The following is a 23,587-nucleotide window of genomic DNA, read 5'->3' on the forward strand; positions in this document are numbered from 1 at the left end:
GCGGGTTTTCCTTGACCCCTAGAAGACGACCATGAGCCTGCACAACGTGACCCCCGGCGCCAAGGCGCCCGACGAGTTCAACGTCATCATCGAGATCCCGATGAATGCCGACCCGATCAAGTACGAGGTCGACAAGGACAGCGGGGCCCTGTTCGTGGACCGTTTCCTGACCACGCCGATGTACTACCCGTGCAACTACGGCTACATCCCCCGCACGCTGGCCGACGATGGCGACCCGGTCGATGTGCTGGTCATCACCCCGTTCGCGCTGACGCCTGGCGTCGTCGTGACCTGCCGCCCGCTGGGCGTGTTGATGATGGACGACGAAGCCGGTGGCGACGCCAAGCTGCTGGCTGTGCCGACCAACAAGATCCTGCCCATGTACAGCCACTGGGAGAAGATCGAGGACGTGAACCAGATGCGCCTGAAGGCCATCCAGCACTTCTTCGAGCACTACAAGGATCTGGAGCCCAACAAGTGGGTCAAGGTCAAGGGCTGGGAAGGCCCGGAGAAGGCTAAGTCGGAAATCGCCGAGGGCATGGCCAACTACGCCAAGGCCGAGCAGAAGTAAGCGGCTCGCCGCCCTTGCGCACGAAGACGCCGCCTCCGCGGCGTTTTTGTTTTTACGAGCCCGATGGCGCGGCCTTGAAGGGCGCGTGCTCGTTCAGCTCGCCGAGGTAGCCGGCCATGGCCTCGCCCTCGCGGGCCAGGAACTCGTTCACGGCGTCGGCAAACGCCGGGTGTGCCAGCCAGTGGCTGGAGGCGGTGGGCGTGGGCATCAGCCCGCGCGCCATCTTGTGCTCGCCCTGCGCACCGCCCTCGAAGCGCTGGTAGCCATTGGCGATGCACCAGGCCAGTGGCTGGTAGTAGCAGGCGTCGAAGTGCACGTTGGGGATGTGCTCGGTCGCGCCCCAGTAGCGGCCGAAGGCGGCGCGGCGGGCCGGGTCCAGCGCGATGAGTGAAGCGGCGACGCGCTCGCCGTCACGCAGGGCCGTGAACATCAGCCAGTGCCCGGGCATGTCGCTGGCCATGCGGGCAAAGAAGTCGCGGCGCAGATAGGGCGTGCTGTGGTGTTCGCGGTAGGTCTGCTGGTAGCAGCGGTAGAAGTGGTCCCAGTGCTCGGCCGTGATGCCCGCGCCCTCGCGGGCCTCGAACACGACGCCCGCCTCGCGCACGCGGCGCTGCTCCTGCTGGATCTTCTTGCGCTTGTCGCGCTGCAGGCGGGCGAGGAAGGCAATGAAGTCCGCGTCGCCCTCGGCAGTCCAGTGGAACTGCACGCCGTGCCGCGCCGTGCAGCCCGCTGCGGCCAGCGCGGCCTGGTCGGCCGCGTCGCCGAAGAGCACATGCAGGGACGAGGCGTCGGTCTCCTTCGCCAGCGCGCGCAGCCCCTGGGCCAGCAGCGCCCGCGCGTCGTCGTCCACGGCCAGCAAGCGGCTGCCCGGCACCGGTGTGAAAGGCACGGCCACCAGCAGCTTGGGGTAGTAGTTCAGGCCGTGGCGGCGGTAGGCGTCGGCCCAGGCCCAGTCGAACACGTACTCGCCGTATGAGTGGCTCTTCAGCCAGGCCGGGCAGGCGGCGAGCAACCGGTCTTCGTTCCAGACGCTGAGGAACATCGGCTGCCAGCCGGTGTCGGCGGTGGCCGAGCCCGAGTCCTGCAGGGCCTGCAGGTACTCGTGGCGCATGAAGGGCGTGGGCCGGGGTGACGCCTCCAGCAGGCGGTTCCAGGCTTCGCGAGGCAGCGCGGCGGGCGAGTCGTCAACGCGGATGGTGGGCATGGCGGGCATTTGAATGCACTTTGCATTCACGCATGGCGCGCCGGCTTCTTGATGGCAGGATGCGGCCATGCGTTTCGACAACCTTTACAGCCACGACTTCGCCCGCCTCGCCGTCGGCGTGCCCCAGTGCCGTGTGGCCGATCCGGCATTCAACGCCGAGCAGACCATCGCGCTGCTGAAGCAGGCCGCGGCCGAAGGCGCCGCCGTCGTGGCCTTTCCCGAGCTGGGCCTGTCGGCCTACAGCTGCGACGACCTGTTCCACCAGCGCGCACTGCTCGACGCCTGCGAGGCTTCACTGGCCGCCGTTCTGGCAGCCACGACCGAATTGGCGACCGTCGCCATCGTCGGCCTGCCGCTGCGCGTGGAGCAGCGCCTGTTCAACTGTGCGGTCGTGCTGCTGCGTGGCCGCATCCTCGGCATCGTGCCCAAGACCTATCTGCCGAACTACGGCGAGTTCTACGAGGCGCGCCAGTTCTGCTCGGGCGAGGAGGCGACGGTCGACAGCGTGTCGCTGCTGGGCCAGCAGGTGCCGTTCGGCAGCCGGCAGGTGTTCGCGGCCGAGGACCTGCCGCTGCTGCGCCTGCACGTGGAGATCTGCGAGGATGTCTGGACGCCGATCCCGCCGTCGTCCTTCGCAGCGCTGGCCGGTGCGACGGTGCTGGTCAACCTGTCGGCGTCCAACGTCGTCATCGGCAAAGCCGGCTACCGGCGCCAGTTGGTGTCGCAGCAGTCCGCGCGCTGCCTGGCGGCCTACGTCTATTCGTCGGCGGGTGCCGGCGAGTCGACGACCGACCTGGCCTGGGACGGGCAGGCGCTGATCTGCGAGAACGGCGAGCTGCTCGTCGAGTCGGAGCGTTTCCAGCGTCGCTCGCAGCTCGTGACGGCGGACGTGGACCTGGAGCGCCTTGCCCGCGAGCGCATGCGGCAGACGAGCTTTGGCGACTCGGTGCGGCTGCATGCCGCCTACGTGAACGCTTTCCGGCAGGTGCCCTTCAAGCTGGACCTCGACCGCGACCAGCCGCTGGCCTTGCGCCGCCGCGTCGAGCGCTTCCCCTATGTGCCCGCGGACCCCAGCCGCCGCGACGAGCGCTGCCAGGAGGTCTACAACATCCAGGTCCAGGGACTGACCCAGCGCCTTGCATCGAGCGGCATCCACAAGCTCGTCGTCGGCATCTCGGGCGGGTTGGACTCCACGCACGCGCTGCTTGTGGCCGCCCGCGCGATGGATGCGCTGGGCCTGCCGCGCACGAACATCATCGGCGTGACCATGCCCGGCTTTGCCACCGGCGAGCGCACACGCGCGCAGGCGCTGCGCCTGATGGCTGCCGTCGGCTGCGAGGCGCGCGAGATCGACATCCGGCCCAGCTGCGCGCAGATGCTGGCCGACATCGGCCACCCGCACCGCGAGGCCGCGCCGGTCTACGACATCACCTTCGAGAACGTGCAGGCCGGCGAGCGCACCAACCATCTGTTCCGCCTGGCCAACCTGACGGGCGGGCTGGTGCTTGGCACGGGTGACCTGTCCGAGCTGGCGCTGGGCTGGTGCACCTACGGCGTGGGCGACCATATGTCGCACTACAACGTCAATGCCAGCGTGCCCAAGACGCTGATCCAGCACCTGGTGCGCTGGGTCGCCGAGACCCATCAGCTGGGGGAAGGTACCGACACGCAGGTGCTGCTGGACATCCTCGACACCGAGATCAGCCCCGAGCTGATCCCGGGCAGCCTGCAGAGCACGGAGGCGACGGTGGGTGCCTATGCGCTGCAGGACTTCAACCTGTTCTACACGCTGCGCCATGGCTACGCACCGGCCAAGATCGCCTTCCTGGCGCGGCATGCCTGGAACGAGGTTTACGCGCTGGGCGAGATCAAGCGCGTGCTGCGCATCTTCGTGCAGCGTTTCTTCAAGGGCAGCCAGTTCAAGCGCAGCTGCGTGCCCAACGCGCCGAAGGTGGGCAGCGGCGGCTCGCTGTCGCCGCGCGGCGACTGGCGCGCGCCCAGCGATTCCGAAGCCGCTGTCTGGCTTGCCGACCTCGACAGGGTGCCGGACGAACGTGCTTAAATCGACGCCAAACGAAACCAGGAGCCTCGCACCATGAAGCAGATCACCGCCATCATCAAACCCTTCAAGCTCGACGAGGTCCGCGAGGCGCTGGCCGAGGTGGGCGCCTCGGGCCTGACGGTCACCGAGGTCAAGGGCTTCGGCCGCCAGAAGGGCCACACCGAGCTGTACCGCGGCGCCGAGTACGTCGTGGACTTCCTGCCCAAGGTCAAGGTCGAGGTCGTCGTGAAGGACGACGAGGTCGACCGCTGCATCGACGCCATCCTGAAGGCCGCCAAGACCGGCAAGATCGGCGACGGCAAGATCTTTGTCGTGCCGGTGGAGCAGGTGATCCGCATCCGCACGGGCGAAACCGACGAAGCCGCGGTGTGATGTGCCCCTCGCCCAGCCTTGCCTGCTGAACGCGGCAAGTCTGGTCGGTCCCCCGAGGGGACGGCGATGCTCGCGGCATTGAGCCGCTCGCACATCGCCAGACGGGCCGGCTGAGCGGCCCGGCGCTCGGCCCGAAATACGCTGGATCGCTTCAACGCGACGTGAAAGCCAACTTCGCCCCGAGAGCCACGAACGTGGCCGCGAAGCTGCGCCGCAGCCATGCCATCGCCGTCGGGTTGCCCAGCACCCGCTCGCGCATGCGCGCCGCGAAGGCGCCGTAGAGCGCGAAGACCGCGAAGGTCATGGCCATGAAGATGGCCGACAGCTGCAGCATCGCCAGTGTCGGCGCCGCGTCGTCCCTGGCGATGAACTGCGGCAAGAAGGCCAGGAAGAACATCGACAGCTTGGGGTTGAGCAGGTTGACCAGCACGGCGTGCCGGATGACTTGCCAGTTCGACCGCGCCGCGCTGTCGGCTTCGATCTTCATCACGCCTTGCTCGCGCCACGTCATCCACGCGATGTAGAGCAAGTAGGCCACACCGGCGAACTTCACTGCTTCGAAGGCGATGGCGCTGGCATTCAGCAGTGCAGCCAGGCCCGTCACGGCCGCCAGCATGTGCGGCACGATGCCCAGCGTGCAGCCCAGTGCCGCGACGGTGGCGGTGCGCGAGCCGCGCGACAGGCCGGTGGCGATGGTCACGGCTGCGCCCGTGCCGGGCGAGGCGACGACCAGCAGCGAGACGGTCAGGAATTCGAAATTCATGCAAGCGCTCCTTGTTGGGAGTGCTCATGCTGTGGCGCGAGCCTCGGTGCCGTCTTGAATGAAATTTCAGCGCGGCGCGAAGGCGCCCGGCGTCAGGCCGAAGCTGCGCACGAAGCAGCGCGTCATGTGGCTCTGGTCCGCAAAGCCGCTGGCCGCAGCGGCCTCGGCCAACGGCAGGCCGTCGCGCACGAGCTGGCGGGCGTGCTGCACGCGGCGCTGCAGCAGGTAGGCGTGCGGCGGCAGGCCGGTGAGATGCGTGAAGGCGCGCAGGAACTGGTAGCGGCTCAAGCCGGCTCTGGCGGCCAGATCGCGGAGGGTGGGGCTCGCTGCCGGGTCGTCGTCGATATGCTCGCGTGCTGCGGCGACGCCCGCGTTCACGGCAGGCTTGCCGGCGCGGGAGGGCTTCATCAATTGCACCGCCAGCGTCAGCAGCGCGGTCTCTGACCGCAGGGCATCCTCCGTCGTCACGGCGTTGAACAGCGTCCTGAAGCGGGCCGACAACCTTGCGTCACGGATGACCGGCGCCTCGAACTCGAACGACGCGCCGGGCTCGATGTCTGCCGCCGCGTCCAGCAACCGGTCCGGCGCGATGTAGAGCATGCGCCAGCGCCGCCCGCTCGCGTCGAACGGCTTGCCGTCGTGCACCTCGCCCGGGTTGACGGTGATGAGGTCACCCGCGCCGGCCTCGACGATGCCGCGCCCGCTGGCCGACTTCTGCGCACCGCGCTCGATGAGGCCGATGCCGAACTCGTCATGCGTGTGGCGGCCGAAAGCCCGCGCGGAGTCGGCCATCATCACGTCGATGCCGTCGACGTGGCTGGGAATCAGGTTGAAGTCGCGGGCCGTCTTCATCGGCCCGACTTTGTCACGCTCAGCGCAGGTGCTGCCAGGCCGCCGCGCCCCAGATGCCGGCTGCCAGCACCAGTGCCATCAGCACCGCGGCGCTGGCGATGTCCTTGGCCCGCTTGGAGAGTTCGTGCCTTTCGAAGGACACGCGATCGACGACGGCCTCGATGGCGGAGTTCAGCAGCTCGACGATGAGCACCAGCAGCAGCGATCCCAGCAGCAGCGCGGCCTGTTCCCAGGTCTTGGCCAGCCAGAACGTCAGCGGCGCGGCGATGACGCACAGCCAGGTCTCCTGGCGGAAGGCGCTTTCTCCGGTGTAGGCGGCCTTCAGGCCAGCCCAGGAATAGCCGGCGGCGTGGATGACGCGATCCAGGCCGGTCCGGCCCTTGTGCGGGTTGCTCATGGGCGCACGGAAGGTTGGGTGATGACTCGCGAGCCGCAGATCGCGTCGTGCAGGAATTGTCGCTGCGGGTGCAGCCGTGCGACGAGCAGGTAGCCGGCCAGGCCTGCCAGCAGGCTGCCGGCGAGTGCGGCCCAGCCGTGCAGGTTCAGGGCCCAGACGCTGACCAGCGCGGGCAGGAACCACAGCCAGCTGAAGCAGTAGCGCAGCAGTGCGCGGCCCCAGCCCAGCGGGCGGCCGCTGGCGTCGGTGACGCGCAGATGCCAGGTCTTCATGGCGAGCGTTTGGCCCGAGCGCGTCCAGAAGCCGACGAAGTACAGGCCCATCACGGCGAACAGGAACAGGCCCAGGCCGACGCGGCCTTCGCGGGCATGTTGCTGGTTCGTCAGCACCGAGTACAGGAAGCTGGCGGGGAAGAGAACGCCAAAGAGCAGCACGCCCTCGTAGAGCAAGGCCGCGAAGCGTCGCGCCAGGCCCGGAGGCGTGGCGACCAGGTCGGCCGGCTCGCTCATGGACGCGGGGCGGAGGCGGGTAAGGGCGCCTTCAGCGACCGGGGCAGCAGCGTCTGCGGGTCCACCAGTGCCGGGTCGGCGACGATCTTGGTCTCGCCGGCCGAATGGTGGCTGGGCAGCCTCGTCGTGCGAGTGATCAGCACCGTCGTCGCACCCGGCTTGGCCTGGACAAGGCTGCCCGTCACCGGCGTCGGCGATACGAGCTTGGGCGCGGCGGGGACGATGTTGGACTTCGGTACCGCAGTCATAGGCTTGGCGACCGGGCCGGGCGCCGTGGCCTGGGCCTGGGCCTGGCGGCGCGCCTGGGCCTTGGCGGCCAGCGCCTGGCGTTTCTCGGGCGACAGGGCCTGATAGGCCTCCCACTTGGCCTGGCGCTGCTCGGCGTCCACCTGCTTGGCGACCTGGAAGCCGATGCGGGCGTTGGTACGCTCGGCCGGCGACAACTGGGCCCAGGCGCGCATGCGCTCATGCACGCGTGCCAGTTCGGGTGCCGGCAGCGTGGCCAGTGTCGGCGTGGCGCTCAGCCACTTGCTGCGCTGAGATTCGCTCATGCCGGCCCAGTCGCGCTCCAGCGGTGCCAGCATCTCGCGCTGTTTCAGCGTCAGGCCGGCCCAGGTGGCGGGCGGCGCCGCGAGAGGCGGCACCGCAGGCTTGGCGAGATGCAGCGGCTTGGGGGCCGGTGCTGGCACGGCGGCGCTGGCGGCGACGACGGGTGCCGACGCGGCGGCCTCGGGGGCTTGCGCAAAAGCAGAAAGCCCCGCTGCGCCGAGCAGCAGGGCCATCAGCAGACGGGGGCAGGTCAGGCGCATCCGGTCATTCTTCCCCATCTCTGAGGAACTCCGCGAAGCCGGGGTCGCTGAATGCGGACGGCGGCAGGTTGTCGCTGAGCAGCGCGGTGTCGACCTCGGCGGCCGCGGCGATCTGCTGGTTGTACCGGCTGTGCTGCATCAGCAGCAGGCCGCCCAGCAGCAGCAGCAGCGGCAACGCGGAGACCAGCTTGGCCCACAGGCCGTTGTCTGCGCCGCCACGCGGGCCGCCGCTCAGCGCCAGCGTGGACCCCATGTGCACCACACCGGCGCTGGCGGGGCTTGTGGCGAGCTTGGTGGCGCGTGCCGCGCGGGCCTGCGCGGCACGCGCCAGTGCCTGCTCGCGGGCGAAGCGCAGGCGTTCGGTCACGTCATGCGGCAGCGCGGCGCTGCTCTCGGTCAGGCCGGCGGCAATGCGCAGGCCGAACCGGGTGACGCGCGCGTCCAGTTCAGCAGACGGGGCAGAAAATTGAGGCGACTTCATAGCGTGATCCCCTTGGCCTTGAGCGCTTTTGCCAGTGCATGAACGGCCCGGGAGCAGTGCGTTTTCACGCTGCCCTCGGAACAGCCCATCACGGAGGCGGTCTCGGCAACATCCAGTTCCTCCCAGTAACGCAGCAGGAAGGCTTCCCGTTGACGTGCTGGCAACTGCTCCACCTCTGCCTCGATACGTTGCAAGATTTGCGCCCGGCTGACCTCGTCGGCGGCGCTCAAAGCGCCCAGAGCGCCATCCTGGGATTCGAGGATTTCCAGCAGGTCGAAGTCCTCGTCCGAGGATGCGCCCTCGAAGTCGGACATGTTGGTCATGACCGCCTTGCGCACCTTCTGACGACGGAAGTAGTCCATCGTCGCGTTCGACAGGATGCGCTGGAACAGCAGCGGCAGTTCGGCCGCGGGGCGGTCGAAGTAGTTTTCTGCCAGCTTGATCATGGCGTCCTGCACGATGTCCAGGGCGGCATCGTCGTCTCGAACCAGGTAGGCCGTGCGCTTGAAGGCGCGGCGGTCCACGGTGCGCAGGAAATCGTTGAGTTCTTTGTCGGTGGCCAAGGCTTGGGCGGGGTCCGGACGGCAGCGCGGGATTATGGCATTCGCCTGATACGAAGGCTAAGGCGTTTTTGCCCGGCATAATCCAAGCTCGCATAAAGCGTCATCTGGTCTTTCGGTGGCCACCCGACTGGGGTCCCATCTTTTGACCGCGCAGGTTCCGAATCCACCTCATGAGGGTGAGAAGAGGAGCACCAATGGTTTTTCGTTAGAGAAATTCACAAAGGTTCTAAAAATGGACATGTCTGCCGCGGAACTCAAGCGCGCCTCCCTGGCGCAGCCGCAATCCTCCCCCTCCCAAACACCGACGGAGCTCAATGGCTCCGAGATCCTCGTTCGCTGCCTGCAGGCCGAAGGGGTGCGCCATCTCTGGGGTTACCCCGGCGGCGCGGTGCTCTACATCTACGACGCGCTCTACAAGCAGGACAGCATCCAGCATGTGCTGGTGCGTCACGAGCAGGCCGCCGTGCATGCCGCTGACGGCTTTGCCCGCGCCTCCGGCGAAGTCGGCGTCGCGCTGGTCACTTCGGGCCCGGGCGTCACGAATGCCGTGACCGGCATCGCGACGGCCTACATGGACTCGATCCCGATGGTCATCATCACGGGTCAGGTCCCCACGCCGGCGATCGGCCTGGACGCCTTCCAGGAGTGCGACACGGTCGGCATCACGCGCCCCATCGTCAAGCACAACTTCCTCGTGAAGGATGTGCGCGACCTGGCGCTGACGCTGAAGAAGGCCTTCCACATCGCCCGCACCGGTCGCCCCGGCCCGGTCGTCGTGGACATCCCCAAGGACGTGTCGCTCGCCAAGACGACCTTCAGCTACCCGGACCGCGTCGAGATGCGCTCGTACACGCCGGCGAAGAAGGGCCACAGCGGCCAGATCCGCAAGGCCGTTCAGTTGCTGCTGCAGGCCAAGCGCCCCTACATCTACACGGGCGGTGGCGTCATCCTCGGTGAAGCGACGGCTGAACTGCGGCAACTGGTCGACCTGCTGGGCTTCCCCTGCACGAACACGCTGATGGGCCTGGGCGCGATGCCTGGCACCGACCCGCGGTTCCTGGGCATGCTGGGCATGCACGGCACCTACGAAGCCAACATGACCATGCAGCACTGCGACGTGCTGCTGGCCGTGGGCGCGCGCTTCGACGACCGCGTCATCGGCAACCCCAAGCACTTCGCTCAAGTGGAGCGCAAGATCATCCACGTGGACATCGACCCGTCGTCGATCTCCAAGCGCGTGCGCGTCGACATCCCCATCGTGGGTGATGTGAAGGACGTGCTGCAGGAGCTGATCGCCCAGCTGAAGGAGGCGCAGGCCAAGCCGGACGCGACGTCCGTCAACGCCTGGTGGAGCCAGATCAACGAATGGCGCCGCAAGGACTGCCTGTCGTTCAAGGACTCCACCGAGGTCATCAAGCCGCAGATGGTCGTCGACAAGCTGTGGCAGCTGACCCGCGACCGCGACACCTACATCACGTCGGACGTCGGCCAGCACCAGATGTGGGCCGCGCAGTACTACAAGTTCGACGAGCCGCGCCGCTGGATCAACTCCGGCGGCCTGGGCACGATGGGCGTGGGCCTGCCGTACGCGATGGGCATCAAGCTCGCCAAGCCGGAGTCCGATGTGTTCTGCATCACTGGCGAAGGCAGCATCCAGATGTGCATCCAGGAACTGTCGACCTGCTTCCAGTACAAGACGCCGGTCAAGATCGTCTCGCTGAACAACCGCTACCTGGGCATGGTGCGCCAGTGGCAGCAGCTCGACTATGAAGGCCGCTACTCGCACAGCTACATGGACGCGCTGCCCGACTTCGTGAAGCTGGCCGAGGCCTATGGCCACGTCGGCATCCTGGTCGAGAAGCCGAGTGACGTGGAGCCCGCGCTGAAGGAAGCCATGCGCCTGAAGGACCGTACGGTGTTTCTCGACATCCGCACCGATCCGACCGAGAACGTCTGGCCCATGGTCAAGGCGGGCAAGGGCATCTCGGAAATGCTGCTGGGCTCGGAAGACCTGTGATCGGCTGAAGCCGCGGACTTTGGCGAGGGTTGCCGCCCTCGTTGAGGTCTGCGGCGAATGACGAGTACAGCCGACGAAGGCACTCCCTCAACGATTCGAACCCGCTGCCAAGGCTCGCTGGTTACCGCCAGCGGCGCTGAAGAGCGCGAAGGACGAGATCCATGAAACACATCATTGCTTTGCTCCTCGAAAACGAGCCCGGTGCGCTGTCGCGCGTCGTCGGCCTGTTCTCCGCCCGCGGCTACAACATCGAGAGCTTGACTGTCGCGCCGACGGAAGACCCCTCGCTGTCGCGCATGACCATCGTCACGACGGGCAGCGACGAGATCATCGAGCAGATCACCAAGCACCTGAACCGCCTCATCGAGGTCGTCAAGGTCGTCGACCTGACCGAAGGCAACTACACCGAGCGTGAGCTGATGCTCATCAAGGTGCGCGCCGTCGGCAAGGAACGCGAGGAGATGAAGCGCACCGCCGACATCTTCCGCGGCCGCATCATCGACGTGACCGAGAAGACCTACACCATCGAGCTGACCGGCGACGCCGGCAAGCTCGACGCTTTCATCGACGCGATCGACCGCGCCGCCATCCTCGAAACCGTCCGCACCGGCGCCAGCGGCATTGGCCGCGGCGAGCGCATCCTGCGCGTCTAACCCCTTCCCCTGGAGAGAACCATGAACGTTTACTACGACAAAGACGCCGACCTGAGCCTCATCAAGGGCAAGAACGTCACCATCATCGGCTACGGCTCGCAAGGTCATGCCCACGCGCAGAACCTGAACGACAGCGGCTGCAAGGTCACCGTCGCGCTGCGTCGCAACGGCGCATCCTGGGCCAAGGCCGAAGGCGCTGGCCTGAAGGTTGCCGAGATCGCTGAAGCCGTGAAGTCGGCCGACGTCGTCATGATCCTGCTGCCTGACGAGCAGATCGCCGACGTCTACAAGAACGAAGTCGAACCCAACATCAAGCAAGGCGCTTCGCTGGCCTTTGCGCACGGCTTCAACGTGCACTACGGTCAGGTCACGCCGCGCGCCGACCTGGACGTCTGGATGGTCGCTCCCAAGGCCCCCGGCCACACCGTGCGCGGCACCTACCGCCAAGGTGGCGGCGTGCCCCACCTGATCGCCGTCCACGCCGACAAGTCCGGCAAGGCCCGTGACCTGGCCCTGAGCTACGCCGCTGCCAACGGCGGCGGCAAGGCCGGCATCATCGAGACCAACTTCCGTGAGGAAACCGAGACCGACCTGTTCGGCGAACAAGCGGTTCTGTGCGGCGGCACGGTCGAGCTGATCAAGGCCGGCTTCGAGACGCTGGTGGAAGCCGGCTACGCGCCCGAAATGGCCTACTTCGAGTGCTTGCACGAGCTCAAGCTCATCGTGGACCTGATCTACGAAGGCGGCATCGCGAACATGAACTACTCGATCTCGAACAACGCCGAGTACGGCGAGTACGTGACGGGTGTCCGTGTCGTGACCGAAGACACCAAGAACGCGATGCGCCAGTGCCTGAAGGACATCCAGACCGGCGACTACGCCAAGTCCTTCATCCTGGAAAACAAGGCCGGCGCCCCGACACTGCTGAGCCGCCGTCGCCTGACCGCCGAGCACCCCATCGAAGTCGTCGGCGAGAAGCTGCGCGCGATGATGCCCTGGATCAAGGCCAACAAGCTGGTCGACAAGTCCAAGAACTGAATCGTCGCCTTCGGGCGATGAAAGGCCGGTGCCGCGAGGCGCCGGCCTTTTCTGCTTTCAGGGGACGATGCGGATGAACTGCATGCGCCAGTTCGTCTCCCACGTCGTGCCACCGTCCGGTGAGAAGGCCTGCTCCCAGCGCGGACGGCCGTCGGCGCCGATGAGCCAGGTGAAGCGCACGCGGATGGGCCGGCCGTCGAGCAGGTCGTCCGCGTAGAAGTGGCCAACGCCGTGCTCGAAGGCGCCAAGCACCGGTACGTCCAGTGCATGCGGCGAACGGTTGTCCAGCCACCAGATCGCCCACTGGCCCGTGGCCTTGTTGAAGGAGCGCATCGCCACGGCGCGGTAGTCGCCCCCTTGGTCATGGGGCAGGTGCAGCAGGTTGTCCTCCAGATTGCCCCAGCCGCCGAGGATCTTGCGCGTCGACGTGTGGCCCTCGAATCGCGTCCATTCCGTGCAGCCGGCGAGCCGCGAGTTCAGTCGTTCGTGCAGCACGCGCCAGTCGCCGATGATGAAGTCGAAATCGGCGGGCGCGTCGGGGTCGAGGTCTTGCAGCATGGGGGGGCTTTCAAAGGGGCGGTCCATGCTAGGTTTGGCACGCTCCCGGTCTTGTCAGCAGGCCCCTGCGCTATCCTGCCGCCCATGACCCATGATCCCATCGAGGACGACGAGCCCAGCACGGCCGTCCGCCCCCGCCGCAAAGGCATCTACGCGCTGCCCAACGCCATCACGCTGGGTGCGCTGTTCAGCGCCTTCTACGCCATCGTCATGGCCATGAACGGCCGCTTCGAGGTGGCCTGCGTGGCCATCTTCGCCGCCGCCATTCTCGACAGCCTGGATGGCCGCGTCGCGCGCATGACCAACACGCAATCCGCCTTCGGCGAACAGATGGACAGCCTGTCCGACATGGTTGCCTTCGGCGCCGCGCCGGCGCTGATCGTCTACATGTGGGCGCTGAAGGACATGGGCAAGCCGGGCTGGATTCCGGCCTTCGTCTACATCGCCGGCGCCGCGCTCAGGCTGGCGCGCTTCAACGTCAACATCGGCGTCGTCGACAAGCGCTACTTCCAGGGCCTGCCCAGCCCGGCCGCGGCGGCCATCGTCATGGGCATGATCTGGGCCGTCGTGGACGGTGCCGAAAGCCCGCGCCCGGTACCTGGTAGCTGGATCGCCTGGGCGGCTTACGGCGTGACGCTGTTCGCCGGCCTTTCGATGGTCACGAATGCGCCCTTCTACAGCTTCAAAGTCTTCGACCGCCGGCGCAGCGTGCCCTTCATCGTGCTGGTCGTCATCATGCTGGGCATCGGCCTTGCGGCGCTGGACCCGGCACGCGTGCTCTTCGGCGTGTTCTGTGTCTACGGGCTGTCGGGCTACGTCATCTACGGCTGGCGCAAGGCCAAGGGCAAGCCGGTCAGCGTGATTTCCACGAGCACCGACGAGCCCGATGAACGTGGCTTGCATCAGTAGGAAGCGCTCAACAAGCCCTCCGCGCGCAGCGCATCCCTGCTTTGGGCGGTCGGCTGCGTTGCAAATCCTCGCCATGGTGAAACCATGGCTGCGGTTTGCGCCTTGCCGCCCATCCCAAACCAGGGCGCGCAGCATCGCGAGGGCTTGCTCAACGCTTCCGCTTTCGTGCTAGATTCCGTCCCCATGAATTTCGCGATCGGCCTGCTGCTACTAGCCCTAGAGGAACCACGGGTTCGCTAGTCAGTCACGCCTTCGCACATCTGACCCCAACGGCCCGTATGCAACCGCAGCGGGCCGTTCGTGTTTTCAAAGGCTGCCGGTTGCGCCACCCCACTCACGGATGGACACCATGTTGAAGCAACCGCAGCGCAAGTACCGCGCCTTCGCCCCGATCGCCTTGCCGGACCGCACCTGGCCCGACACCGTGCTGACCCGCGCGCCGATCTGGCTGAGCACCGACCTGCGTGACGGCAACCAGGCGCTCATCGAGCCGATGGACATCGCCCGCAAGCTGCGCATGTTCCAGCAGCTGGTGAAGATCGGCTTCAAGGAGATCGAGGTCGGTTTCCCGTCGGCGTCGCAGACCGAGTTCGACTTCCTCCGCCTGCTCATCGACGGCGGCCACATCCCCGACGACGTGACCATCCAGGTGCTGACGCAGGCGCGCGCCCACCTGATCGACCGCACCTTCGAGTCGCTGGACGGCGCCAAGCGTGTCATCGTCCACGTCTACAACGCCGTCGCGCCCATCATGCGTCGCGTCGTGCTCGGTTCGGACGAAGACGGCATCGTGGAACTCGCGTCGTCGCACGCCCGCCAGATCAAGGAGCTCGCCGCCGCGCGACCGAACACCGACTGGCGCTTCGAGTATTCGCCCGAGATGTTCTCCGGCACGGAGCTGGCATTCAGCAAGCGCATCGTCGATGCGGTGACGGCGGTCTGGGAGCCGACGCCCGAGCGCAAGTGCATCATCAACCTGCCGTCCACCGTCGAGCACAGCACGCCCAACATCTTCGCGGACATGATCGAGTGGATGCATCGCCACCTCGAGCGCCGCGACTGCATCGTGCTGTCGGTCCACCCGCACAACGACCGTGGCACCGGCACGGCGGCCGGTGAGTTGGCGCTGATGGCCGGCGCCGACCGCATCGAGGGCTGCCTGTTCGGCAACGGCGAGCGCACCGGCAACGTCGACCTCGTCAACATCGCACTGAATCTCTACACCCAGGGTGTGGACCCGCAGCTGGACTTCTCGGACATCGACGAGGTGCGCCGCTGCGTTGAACACTGCACGCAGATCCCGGTCCACCCACGCCATCCGTACGTGGGCGATCTCGTGTACACCTCCTTCTCCGGCTCCCACCAGGACGCCATCAAGAAGGCCTTCGCGGCGCGCAAGGACGGCGACATCTGGGACATGCCCTACCTGCCCGTCGACCCCAAGGATCTGGGCCGCAGCTACGATGCCGTCATCCGCGTGAACAGCCAGTCGGGCAAGGGCGGCATCGCCTACCTGCTGGAGGCCGAGTACGGCCTGGAGATGCCGCGCCGCCTGCAGATCGAGTTCAGCCAGGTCGTGCAGCGCGTCATGGACGATGCCGGCAAGGAGCTGACGGCCGCCGATCTCTACGCGATCTTCGAGCGTGAGTACGGCATCGGCGATGCTGCCGTGTCCGTCGTGCAGCCGCAGATGACCGAGGTCGCCGGTGGCGCCATGCGCTTGTCCACCGAGGTCGTGCTGGGCGGCTGGATGGGCCATGTGCAGGGCGAGGGCAACGGCCCCATCGACGCCTTCGTCAACGCACTGTCGGCGCGCATCGGCCAGGAAGTCCGCGTGCTGGACTACCACGAGCATTCCATCGGCAGCGGTGCCGACGCCCGCGCGGTGGCCTACCTGGAACTGCGCGTCGGCAACGAGACGCGCCACGGCGTCGGCATCGATGGCAGCATCGTGCGTGCGTCCATGCAGGCCATCCTGTCCGGCCTGTCGCGTGCCGAACTGACCGTGCCCCAACAACGTGAGGAGAACGTGCGATGACCGACAAGCTCATCATCTTCGACACCACGCTGCGCGACGGCGAGCAGTCGCCCGGCGCATCCATGACGCGCGAGGAGAAGCTGCGCATCGCCCGCCAACTGGAGCGCATGAAGGTCGACGTCATCGAGGCCGGCTTTGCGGCGTCGAGCAATGGCGACTTCGAGGCCGTGAAGGCCATCGCTGCTGCCGTCAAGGACAGCACCATCTGCTCGCTGGCCCGCGCCAACGACCGCGACATCTCGCGCGCCGCCGAGGCGCTGGCCGGCGCGAACAGTGCGCGTATCCACACCTTCATCGCCACCAGCGAACTCCACATGGAGAAGAAGCTGCGCATGACGCGCGAACAGGTGCTGGAGCAGGCGACGCTGGCCGTGCGCTTTGCGCGCAACCTGTGCGGCGACATCGAGTTCTCGCCCGAGGACGGCTACCGTTCCGACATCGACTTCCTGGCCCGCGTCTGCGAGTCCGTCATCCAGGAAGGCGCCGGCACGATCAACATCCCCGACACCGTCGGCTACGGCATCCCCGAGCTGTATGGCGACTTCATCCGCCGCCTGCGCGAGAAGGTGCCGAACAGCGACAAGGCGATCTGGAGCGTGCACTGCCACAACGACCTGGGCATGGCAGTCGCCAACTCGCTGGCCGGCGTGAAGATCGGTGGTGCGCGGCAGATCGAGTGCACGATCAATGGCCTGGGCGAACGCGCCGGTAACTGTTCTCTGGAAGAAGTCGTCATGGCCGTGCGCACGCGGCGCGACTACTTCGGCCTGGACGTCGGCATCGAGACGTCGCAGATCGTGCCGGCCTCCAAGCTTGTGTCGCAGACCACCGGCTTCGTCGTGCAGCCCAACAAGGCGGTCGTCGGCGCCAACGCGTTCGCGCATGCGTCCGGCATCCACCAGGACGGCGTGCTGAAGGCGCGCGACACCTACGAGATCATGCGTGCCGAGGACGTGGGCTGGGCGGCCAACAAGATCGTGCTGGGCAAGCTGTCGGGTCGCAACGCCTTCAAGCAGCGCCTGCAGGAGCTGGGCATCCAGCTGGAGAGCGAGGCCGAGGTCAACGCCGCCTTCGTGCGCTTCAAGGACCTGGCCGACCGCAAGAACGAGATCTTCGACGAGGACATCATCGCCCTGGTCATGGACGAGTCCGTGACGGCCGAGCAGGAGCATTTCCGCCTGCTGTCGCTGTCGCAGCGCTCCGAGACCGGCGAGCGCCCGCACGCCGCCGTCGTGTTTGCCGTCGGTTCGCAGGAGCATCGTGCCGAGAGCGACGGCAACGGCCCGGTGGACGCCACGCTGCGCGCCATCGAGAGCGTCGTCGAGTCGGGGGCGGAGCTGCTGCTGTACTCGGTCAATGCCATCACCGGCGGCAGCACCGAGTCCCAGGGCGAGGTGACGGTGCGGTTGCAGCACGCCGGTCGCGTCGTCAACGGCGTGGGTGCGGACCCGGACATCGTCGTCGCGTCCGCCAAGGCCTACCTCTCCGCGCTGAACAAGCTGCAGAGCAAGATCGAGCGGGTCGCCGCCCAGGGCTGAGCTGGCCGTGCACCGCCGGGAGGCGGTGTAACCGGCGTGATGCGCGTCACGCCGGGTGCAACCGTTACCAAGCCACGTGCAATCTGGCGCGGAATCGCCCCGCTGCTTGAGGTTCGCGCGGCGTGGCGCGACCTCAGAATCGGGCCCAGGTCACCCGCTGGCAGCGCGCGGGAGCGGCCGGCCAGGTGGCTTTCGGGCTGATCCCGATACCCCTACCTTGTCAGCCAAGGCCTACTTCCGTGCGTTTGAGCCGCTGCAAAGCGACAGAACCGACGGCGGTGGCATCGGTGAGGTCGCCCGGAAACGGGCCGGATTTCACTTGAGATATCGCATTTAAGTTCTTATCTTGTCAGTGATTTTGGCGTCACGTACACTGCCGCCCTGCTGTTGGGGATTCCGTTGAAGACTTTTGCCGTTGCACTCTTGAGCCTCGCCCTGCTGTCCGTGGGCACCGCCGAGGCCGCCACTGCCAGCAAGTCCACCAAAGCCAAGCCAGCCGCCACGCAGACCCGCAAGGTCAAGTCCGTCGTGCTGCGCAAGCCGGTCGCGTTCACGCCGGCCGTCGCCACGTTCGGCATGGCTGCCGGTCTGCATGCGGTGGATGACCCGCTGTCGCTGAAGTCCAGCGTTGCCTATGTGCTGGACCAGAACACCAACGAGGTGCTCTTTTCCAAGAACCCTCAGGCCGTGCTGCCCATCGCGTCCATCACGAAGCTGATGACGGCGCTGGTCGTCGTCGAGTCGGGCCTGCCGATGGACGAAAAGCTGACGGTCACCGAGGACGACAAGGACACCGAGAAGAACACCGGCTCGCGCCTGGCCTTCGGTACGACGCTGACGCGTGGCGACATGCTGCACCTGGCGCTGATGTCCAGCGAGAACCGCGCGGCCCATGCATTGGGCCGCAACTATCCTGGCGGCCTGGAGGCTTTCGTGGCTGCCATGAATGCCAAGGCGCAGAGCCTTGGCATGGCCGACACGCACTATGTCGAACCCACCGGCCTTTCCAGCCGCAACCAGAGCAGCGCGGCCGACCTGGCCAAGCTCGTCAACGTGACCAGCCAGGTGCCGCTGCTGCGCGACCTGTCGACGTCCCGCGAGGCCCGTGTTGCGCTGGGCAAGCGCCTGGTGCAATTCCGCTCGACGAACGGCCTGCTGTCCAACCCGCTGTGGGACATCGGGCTGCAGAAGACCGGTTTCATCAACGAGGCTGGCAAGTGCCTGGTCATGCAGGCCCGCATGGCCGGTCGCCAGCTGATCATGGTGTTCCTGGACTCCAGCGGCAAGGCGTCGCGGATCGCCGATGCCGAGCGCATGCGCAAGTGGCTGACCTCGCTGCCGGGTGAGGCAACGCCGGCGGCTTCGGGCAAGCTCTGACGGCAGCTTCGATCCTCAAAGAACAAGCGGCGCTTAGGCGCCGCTTTTGTTTTTGTCGCCTAGGCCCGGTAGCCCAGCGCCGTGGAGATCTGCGCCGCGGTCTCCTTGAGCCGCACGACCCAACCTTCCTCCAGCCGGTCAGCCGGGGCCGAGATGGACAGGCCGGCGACCAGCTTGGCCTGGTCGTCGTAGATGCCGGCGGCCATGCAGCGCACGCCCAGTTCCAGCTCCTCGTCGTCGCGGGCGATGCCGCGCTGGCGCACCATGGCCAGCTCGCGCTCCAGCGCGCCGACGTCGGTCAGGCTGTTGCGCGTGTGGCCTGAGAGGCCCGTGCGCGTGGCGTACGCGCGCACGCGCGGGCTGTCGTCGCTGGCCAGGAAGAGCTTGCCCACGGATGTGAGGTGCAGCGGCGCGCGGCCACCGACGGCGCGCACGACCTGCATGCCGGAGCGCTCGGAATAGGTGCGCTCGATGTAGACGATCTCGTCGCCCTGGCGCACCGACAGGTTGACCGGCTGATGGGTGAACTTGTGCAGCTCGCGCATCGCGGGCAGCGCGGCGTCGCGCACGTCCAGCCTTGCCTTGACGAGGTTGCCCAGCTCCAGCATGCGCATGCCCAGGCGATAGCTGCCCGCCTCGGGCCGGTCCACATAACGGCCGATCGTCAGGTCATTGAGAATGCGGTGGGCCGTGGACGGATGCAGGCCGGTGGCCTCGGACAAGGCCTTCAGCGAGACCGGGTCCTGGTGGCTGGCCAGCACATCCAGCAGCGCGAACATGCGCTCCAGCACCTGGATCGCCGGGGTTTGCTGCGCCTCTTTGGATTTCATGGCTTCATTGTGGGGGAGATTGCCGGTGTTTTGTATGGCGAAAGCAGTGTTCAGCAGGTGGCAAGCCCTAGGAATGCTGTTGCTGGCGTGCGCCGGCGCCGCCCCGGCGGCCGAGCCGGCGGCGCAAGAGCGCTGGGGCCGCATGCCCAAGCTCTATGGCCGCATCACGGCCAATGAGCTGGGGCTGGTCATCAACACGGCCGACCCGTACTCGGTGGCCATCGGCGAGTACTACGCGCGGCGTCGCGGCATCCCGGAGGCCAACGTCGTGCGCGTGCAACTGCCCAGGCGGAACAGCCTCACGCATGAGGAGTTCGTGGCGCTGGACCAGGCCATCCGCAGCCAGATGCCCGAGGGCGTCAATGGCCTGGCGCTGGCCTGGGTGCAGCCCTATGCCGTGGAATGCAACTCGCTGACGAGCGCGCTGGGCATGGGTCTGCAGCCGGACGTCTGCGCAAACAGCTGCGCGGCGACACGCGCCAGCCCCTACGGGAGCTATTTCGGCGCGCGGCCTTGGATCGTGCTGGGCCTGCGCCCGTCAATGCAACTGGCCGCCCGCTCGGTGCCGGCTGCGATGGCCATGATCGAGCGCGGCATCGCGTCGGACCACACGTTGGCGGCGGGCGCTGCCGATCCGGCGATGGCCTGGCTGGCCGTGACGCCCGATGCCAACCGCAATGTGCGCGAGCGCCTGTTCCCGCCAGCGGGGCCGGTGCCGGGCGTGGCCGGCTTCGAGGTCGCGCGGGTGAAGAGCGACGCGCTGCCGTCGCTGCGCCGCACGCTGATCTACGAGACCGGCCTGGCCCGCGTGCCGGCGCCGCTGGGCGGTGAATGGCTGCCCGGTGCGCTGGCGGATCACCTGACGTCCTTCGGTGGCCAGCTCGACCGGGGTGTGGGCGATGGCCAGATGAACATCCTGGACTGGATCGATGCCGGCGCGACGGCCAGCTATGGCACGGTCAGCGAGCCGTGCAACCATTTGCAGAAGTTCCCGCACCCGCAGGTGCTGATCCAAGCCTACGCGCAGGGCGTCAGCGCGCTGGAGGCCTACTGGCACAGCGTCGCGTGGCCGGGTCAGGGGGTGTTCGTCGGCGAGCCGCTGGCGGCGCCCTTCGCGCCGGTTCCGGTGCCGCCGGCCTCGGCGCCCACGCCCTGAGCGGCCACGCGGCCGGCGCGCACGGCGCCTTCGAGCGTGGCGGGGTAGGGGCCTTCGACGTAGTCGCCGGCGGCCCACAGGCCGGTTGCGATGAAGGCCGGCGGTCGGACGAGACCGGGCGTGCAGGCGAAGGTGGCGCGCTTCTCGGTCAGCACCTTGTCGATCACGGGCGGCGAGGCCCAGCGCAGCTCGCGCACCGCCTGCGCGAGCACGGCCTCCGCACAGCCGCCCCGGGCGACCCACGGCGCGGCGCCGCTGACGACGAAGGCGAAGCGCCCTGGGGCGCCGCCCAGCGCGCCGTGATCGAAGACGAACTGTGCCGGCGCGTCCGGTCCTTCACGCAGTGCCAGCATCGGCGACGGCAGCGCGCTGCCGGGGCTGTGCAGGTAGACGGTGACGATGGGCTCGAAGCCCAGGCCTTGCGCGGTGGCGGACCAGGCAGGCGCGACGTCGGCCGTCAGCCGTGCGGTCTCGACGCTGGTGCAGGCCAGCACGACGGCGTCGAAGCGTTCGCCGTCGACGCGCCAGCCGGGCTCGACGGCCTGCACGCGCGTGCCCAGCCTCAGCCGGTCACCCAGCCAGGCCGCCGCCGGCCCTGCCAGCAGGTCGGACAGCGGCCGGCGCGGCAGCAGCAGGTCGGCGCTGCCGGGGCCGCTGAACAGCGCATCCTTCAGCACGCGCAAGAAGACGCGGGCGCTGGCCTGCGGTGCGGGTGTGTTCAGCGCGGCGACGCACAGCGGCTCGACGAGGTCGCGCTTGACGGCGGCGGGCAGTCCGGCGCACAGCTCGGCGACGCTCAAGGCCGCGTCGCAGCGAAAGCCCCGGGCCAGCCAGCCGCCGGCCGCGGCCAGCAGGCCCAGCCGAGCGCCCAGCGGCCAGCCGCGGTGGGCCAGCACGCCGCGCGTGAAGGCGACCAGCGGCGAACCGGGCGGCAGCCGCAGCCCCGGCTCGCCGGGGTAGGGCAGGGCCAGCGGCAGGCGCTTCAACACTTGCTCGGGATCGACACCCAGCCGGCGCATCAGCGCGAGGCTGTCGCGATAGGCACCGATGAGGATGTGCTGGCCGTTGTCGTAGTCCGGCTGGCCGGCAACGCTGCGCGCCCGGCCGCCGAGCTGTGGCGCCATTTCGAAGACGGCGATGTCGTGGCCCGCGTCGGCCAGCGCGACCGCCGCGGCAATGCCGGCCCAGCCGCCGCCGATGACGGCGACCTTGCTCACCGGCCGCGCCAGTTGGTTTTCATCGCGATCCAGAGCTTGCGCAGCGGCGTCAACGCGATGCGCTGGTGCAGCACCTGGAAGTCCTCGCGCTCGATCTCGACGAGCAGCGCGCGGTAGATGTTGGCCATCATGAGGCCGGGCTTCTGCGCGGCACGGTCGACGTCGGGCAGCAGCGCCAGCGCCTCGTCGTACAGGCGGTGCGCCCGCTCCGCCTGGAACTTCATCAGCGCCGTGAAGCGCTCGCTGTAGCCCCAGGGCTTGCTGCGCAGCAGGATCTCGTTGGCCTTCACGCCGAATTGCTGCAGCTCGTTCACCGGCAGGTAGATGCGGCCACGCCGCGCGTCGTCGCCGACGTCTCGCACGATGTTGGTCAGCTGCATGGCCAGCCCGAGCTTGTGCGCGTACTCGATGGTCTGCGGCTGCGTGCGGCCGAAGATGCCGCTGGCCACCTCGCCGACGATGCCGGCGACCAGGTGGCAGTAGCGGGCCAGGCCGGCGTAGTCGAGGTAGCGCGTCTGCTGCAGGTCCATCTCGCAGCCCTCGATGACGGCCAGCAGGTGTTCCAGCCGGATGTCGTAGGCCTGCACGTGCGGCATCAGCGCCTTCATCGCGGGGTGGCTGGGCTGGCCGGCAAAGGCCGCGGCGGCTTCCTTGCGCCACCAGGCCAGCTTGGTGGCGGCGACGCCGGCGTCCTGCGTCTCGTCGACGACGTCGTCGACCTCGCGGCAGAACGCGTAGAAGGCCGTGATGGCTGCGCGCCGGGGGGGCGGCAGGAACAGGAAGGCGTAGTAGAAGCTCGAACCGCTCGCGGCGGCCTTCTCCTGGACGTATTGCTCGGGACTCATGATGTGGCGCGCATTGTCAGCGCACGCCAGACCAGGCGTGGCAGGTCCCAGGCCTTGATTGCGGGGCGGCGCAGCAGGCTGTCGTAGGAAGACGCGGCGATCTTGTCGAGGATGAGCAGGCCGCCCTGCACGACGAGGCGCAGCTCCCAGCCGGCACGGCCGGGCAGGGTCAGGGCCAGCGGCGCACCCTCTCGCATCAGCTCGTGGGCCCAGGCGCAGAGGTCGCGGATCAGGGCGCGGGCCGCAGGGCTGTCGTGGCAGGCGAGCACGGCCTCGGCGGTCACGCCACGGCGGTCAAGGTCGTCCTGCGGCACGTAGAGCCGGCCGTTGGGACCATCGCGGGTGAAGTCCTGCCAGAAGTTGATGAGTTGCAGTGCCGAGCAGATGGCGTCCGAGCGGCGCAGCGAGTCGGCGTCGCCCACGCCGTACAGCCCCAGCAGCAGGCGGCCGACGGGGTTGGCCGAGCGGCGGCAGTAGTCCAGCAGGTGGGCGCGGTCTCGGTAGCGCGGCGGGGTCAGGTCCTGCTCGAACGCGTCCAGCAGGTCGTGCAGCAGTGCGGGCTGCAGGCGATACGTCTCGCGCGCCAGTGGCGTGAAGACCTGTGGCCAGCGCGGGGAGGGCGGCCGGCCGGCGACGACGGCGCCGAGGTCGGCCCGGTAGTCGCGCAAGGCCTGGACCCGCTCGCTGGTGGAGGCCGTTCCCTCGTCGGCCAGGTCGTCGGCCGTGCGGGCGAAGTGGTAGATGGCCACCACCGCCGGCCGCAGCGCGGGCGGGCACAGCAGCGAAGCAACGGGAAAGTTTTCGTAGTGGTCGACGCTCAAGCTTTTT

General features: G+C 67.8%; 24 protein-coding genes. 11 read left to right on the plus strand and 13 right to left on the minus strand.

The window, feature by feature from the left end:
• Positions 1-31: 31 nt before the first annotated feature.
• On the plus strand, positions 32-571 hold the full coding sequence (gene ppa / locus ACG04R_RS10460) for an inorganic diphosphatase (RefSeq protein WP_394409251.1): 540 nt from the start codon (positions 32-34) through the stop codon (positions 569-571).
• 52 nt (positions 572-623) lie between these two features.
• On the opposite strand, the gene ACG04R_RS10465 is transcribed toward ppa, so the two are convergent.
• Entirely contained in the window at positions 624-1,775 is a 1,152-nt protein-coding gene (locus ACG04R_RS10465) for a GNAT family N-acetyltransferase (RefSeq protein ID WP_394409254.1), read from the minus strand.
• Between the two features lie 67 nt (positions 1,776-1,842).
• Between ACG04R_RS10465 and ACG04R_RS10470 the strand changes: the two genes are divergently transcribed.
• The gene (locus tag ACG04R_RS10470; RefSeq protein ID WP_394409257.1) at positions 1,843-3,837 is read left to right on the plus strand and encodes an NAD(+) synthase; all 1,995 of its coding nucleotides are present in this window, start codon (positions 1,843-1,845) and stop codon (positions 3,835-3,837) included.
• 33 nt (positions 3,838-3,870) lie between these two features.
• Positions 3,871-4,209: a P-II family nitrogen regulator gene (locus tag ACG04R_RS10475; protein ID WP_268151514.1), complete on the plus strand. Its 339-nt coding sequence runs from the start codon at positions 3,871-3,873 to the stop codon at positions 4,207-4,209.
• A 151-nt stretch (positions 4,210-4,360) separates the two neighbouring features.
• Here the strand turns inward: ACG04R_RS10475 and ACG04R_RS10480 are convergent, their stop codons facing one another.
• The 7 genes from ACG04R_RS10480 to ACG04R_RS10510 all read right to left on the minus strand — a co-directional run bounded on the left by ACG04R_RS10480 (position 4,361) and on the right by ACG04R_RS10510 (position 8,583).
• Positions 4,361-4,972, minus strand: coding sequence for a LysE family translocator (locus tag ACG04R_RS10480; protein WP_394409261.1), 612 nt, complete (start codon positions 4,970-4,972; stop codon positions 4,361-4,363).
• A 66-nt stretch (positions 4,973-5,038) separates the two neighbouring features.
• Complete coding sequence (locus ACG04R_RS10485) at positions 5,039-5,824, minus strand: AraC family transcriptional regulator (protein ID WP_394409264.1); 786 nt, start codon at positions 5,822-5,824, stop codon at positions 5,039-5,041.
• A 19-nt stretch (positions 5,825-5,843) separates the two neighbouring features.
• Positions 5,844-6,221 carry a diacylglycerol kinase gene (locus ACG04R_RS10490; RefSeq protein WP_394409267.1) on the minus strand — a complete coding sequence of 126 codons (378 nt, stop codon included), beginning with the start codon at positions 6,219-6,221 and terminating at the stop codon, positions 5,844-5,846.
• Complete coding sequence (locus tag ACG04R_RS10495) at positions 6,218-6,730, minus strand: RDD family protein (RefSeq protein WP_394409270.1); 513 nt, start codon at positions 6,728-6,730, stop codon at positions 6,218-6,220. The genes ACG04R_RS10490 and ACG04R_RS10495 overlap by 4 nt, the downstream gene beginning before the upstream one ends.
• Positions 6,727-7,539: a DUF3106 domain-containing protein gene (locus tag ACG04R_RS10500; protein WP_394409273.1), complete on the minus strand. Its 813-nt coding sequence runs from the start codon at positions 7,537-7,539 to the stop codon at positions 6,727-6,729. Before ACG04R_RS10500 ends, ACG04R_RS10495 begins: the two co-directional genes overlap by 4 nt.
• 4 nt (positions 7,540-7,543) lie before the next feature.
• The gene (locus ACG04R_RS10505) at positions 7,544-8,020 is read right to left on the minus strand and encodes a DUF3619 family protein (protein WP_394409277.1); all 477 of its coding nucleotides are present in this window, start codon (positions 8,018-8,020) and stop codon (positions 7,544-7,546) included.
• Positions 8,017-8,583, minus strand: a complete 567-nt coding sequence (locus ACG04R_RS10510; RefSeq protein WP_394409280.1) for an RNA polymerase sigma factor — start codon at positions 8,581-8,583, stop codon at positions 8,017-8,019. The genes ACG04R_RS10505 and ACG04R_RS10510 overlap by 4 nt, the downstream gene beginning before the upstream one ends.
• Before the next feature lie 232 nt (positions 8,584-8,815).
• Between ACG04R_RS10510 and ACG04R_RS10515 the strand changes: the two genes are divergently transcribed.
• The 3 genes from ACG04R_RS10515 to ilvC all read left to right on the plus strand — a co-directional run bounded on the left by ACG04R_RS10515 (position 8,816) and on the right by ilvC (position 12,291).
• On the plus strand, positions 8,816-10,600 hold the full coding sequence (locus ACG04R_RS10515; protein ID WP_394409284.1) for an acetolactate synthase 3 catalytic subunit: 1,785 nt from the start codon (positions 8,816-8,818) through the stop codon (positions 10,598-10,600).
• A gap of 161 nt (positions 10,601-10,761) precedes the next feature.
• Positions 10,762-11,253 carry an acetolactate synthase small subunit gene (gene ilvN, locus ACG04R_RS10520; protein ID WP_394409289.1) on the plus strand — a complete coding sequence of 164 codons (492 nt, stop codon included), beginning with the start codon at positions 10,762-10,764 and terminating at the stop codon, positions 11,251-11,253.
• 21 nt (positions 11,254-11,274) lie between these two features.
• Positions 11,275-12,291, plus strand: a complete 1,017-nt coding sequence (gene ilvC / locus ACG04R_RS10525; protein ID WP_394409294.1) for a ketol-acid reductoisomerase — start codon at positions 11,275-11,277, stop codon at positions 12,289-12,291.
• A 57-nt stretch (positions 12,292-12,348) separates the two neighbouring features.
• Here ilvC and ACG04R_RS10530 read toward each other — a convergent pair whose 3' ends face one another.
• Entirely contained in the window at positions 12,349-12,849 is a 501-nt protein-coding gene (locus ACG04R_RS10530; RefSeq protein WP_394409297.1) for a DUF1579 domain-containing protein, read from the minus strand.
• A gap of 84 nt (positions 12,850-12,933) precedes the next feature.
• Here ACG04R_RS10530 and pssA point away from each other — a divergent pair, with 84 nt between their 5' ends.
• From pssA to pbpG, 4 genes are all read left to right on the plus strand, one after another.
• The gene (pssA, locus tag ACG04R_RS10535) at positions 12,934-13,758 is read left to right on the plus strand and encodes a CDP-diacylglycerol--serine O-phosphatidyltransferase (protein ID WP_394409300.1); all 825 of its coding nucleotides are present in this window, start codon (positions 12,934-12,936) and stop codon (positions 13,756-13,758) included.
• A gap of 349 nt (positions 13,759-14,107) precedes the next feature.
• On the plus strand, positions 14,108-15,796 hold the full coding sequence (gene leuA / locus ACG04R_RS10540; RefSeq protein WP_394409303.1) for a 2-isopropylmalate synthase: 1,689 nt from the start codon (positions 14,108-14,110) through the stop codon (positions 15,794-15,796).
• Positions 15,793-17,334: a 2-isopropylmalate synthase gene (locus tag ACG04R_RS10545; protein ID WP_394409306.1), complete on the plus strand. Its 1,542-nt coding sequence runs from the start codon at positions 15,793-15,795 to the stop codon at positions 17,332-17,334. Before leuA ends, ACG04R_RS10545 begins: the two co-directional genes overlap by 4 nt.
• A gap of 423 nt (positions 17,335-17,757) precedes the next feature.
• Entirely contained in the window at positions 17,758-18,711 is a 954-nt protein-coding gene (gene pbpG / locus ACG04R_RS10550) for a D-alanyl-D-alanine endopeptidase (protein ID WP_394409309.1), read from the plus strand.
• Between the two features lie 59 nt (positions 18,712-18,770).
• On the opposite strand, the gene ACG04R_RS10555 is transcribed toward pbpG, so the two are convergent.
• Entirely contained in the window at positions 18,771-19,541 is a 771-nt protein-coding gene (locus ACG04R_RS10555; protein ID WP_394409312.1) for an IclR family transcriptional regulator, read from the minus strand.
• A 73-nt stretch (positions 19,542-19,614) separates the two neighbouring features.
• On the opposite strand from ACG04R_RS10555, the gene ACG04R_RS10560 reads away from it, so the two are divergent.
• Positions 19,615-20,697 (plus strand): TIGR03790 family protein, encoded by a 1,083-nt coding sequence (locus ACG04R_RS10560; protein WP_394409315.1) that lies wholly within the window; start codon positions 19,615-19,617, stop codon positions 20,695-20,697.
• Here ACG04R_RS10560 and hpnE read toward each other — a convergent pair.
• Genes hpnE through hpnC form a run of 3 tightly spaced genes read right to left on the minus strand, consistent with a single transcriptional unit; the run spans position 20,616 to position 23,580 of the window.
• Positions 20,616-21,914, minus strand: a complete 1,299-nt coding sequence (gene hpnE / locus ACG04R_RS10565) for a hydroxysqualene dehydroxylase HpnE (RefSeq protein WP_394409318.1) — start codon at positions 21,912-21,914, stop codon at positions 20,616-20,618. The genes ACG04R_RS10560 and hpnE overlap by 82 nt on opposite strands.
• On the minus strand, positions 21,911-22,759 hold the full coding sequence (gene hpnD / locus ACG04R_RS10570; protein WP_394409321.1) for a presqualene diphosphate synthase HpnD: 849 nt from the start codon (positions 22,757-22,759) through the stop codon (positions 21,911-21,913). Before hpnD ends, hpnE begins: the two co-directional genes overlap by 4 nt.
• A complete protein-coding gene (gene hpnC / locus ACG04R_RS10575) occupies positions 22,756-23,580 on the minus strand; it encodes a squalene synthase HpnC (RefSeq protein ID WP_394409324.1) in 825 nt (274 codons plus the stop codon). The genes hpnD and hpnC overlap by 4 nt, the downstream gene beginning before the upstream one ends.
• Between the last annotated feature and the right edge of the window lie 7 nt (positions 23,581-23,587).

The organism is Pelomonas candidula, assembly GCF_043555985.1.
Lineage (GTDB): Bacteria > Pseudomonadota > Gammaproteobacteria > Burkholderiales > Burkholderiaceae_C > Pelomonas > Pelomonas candidula.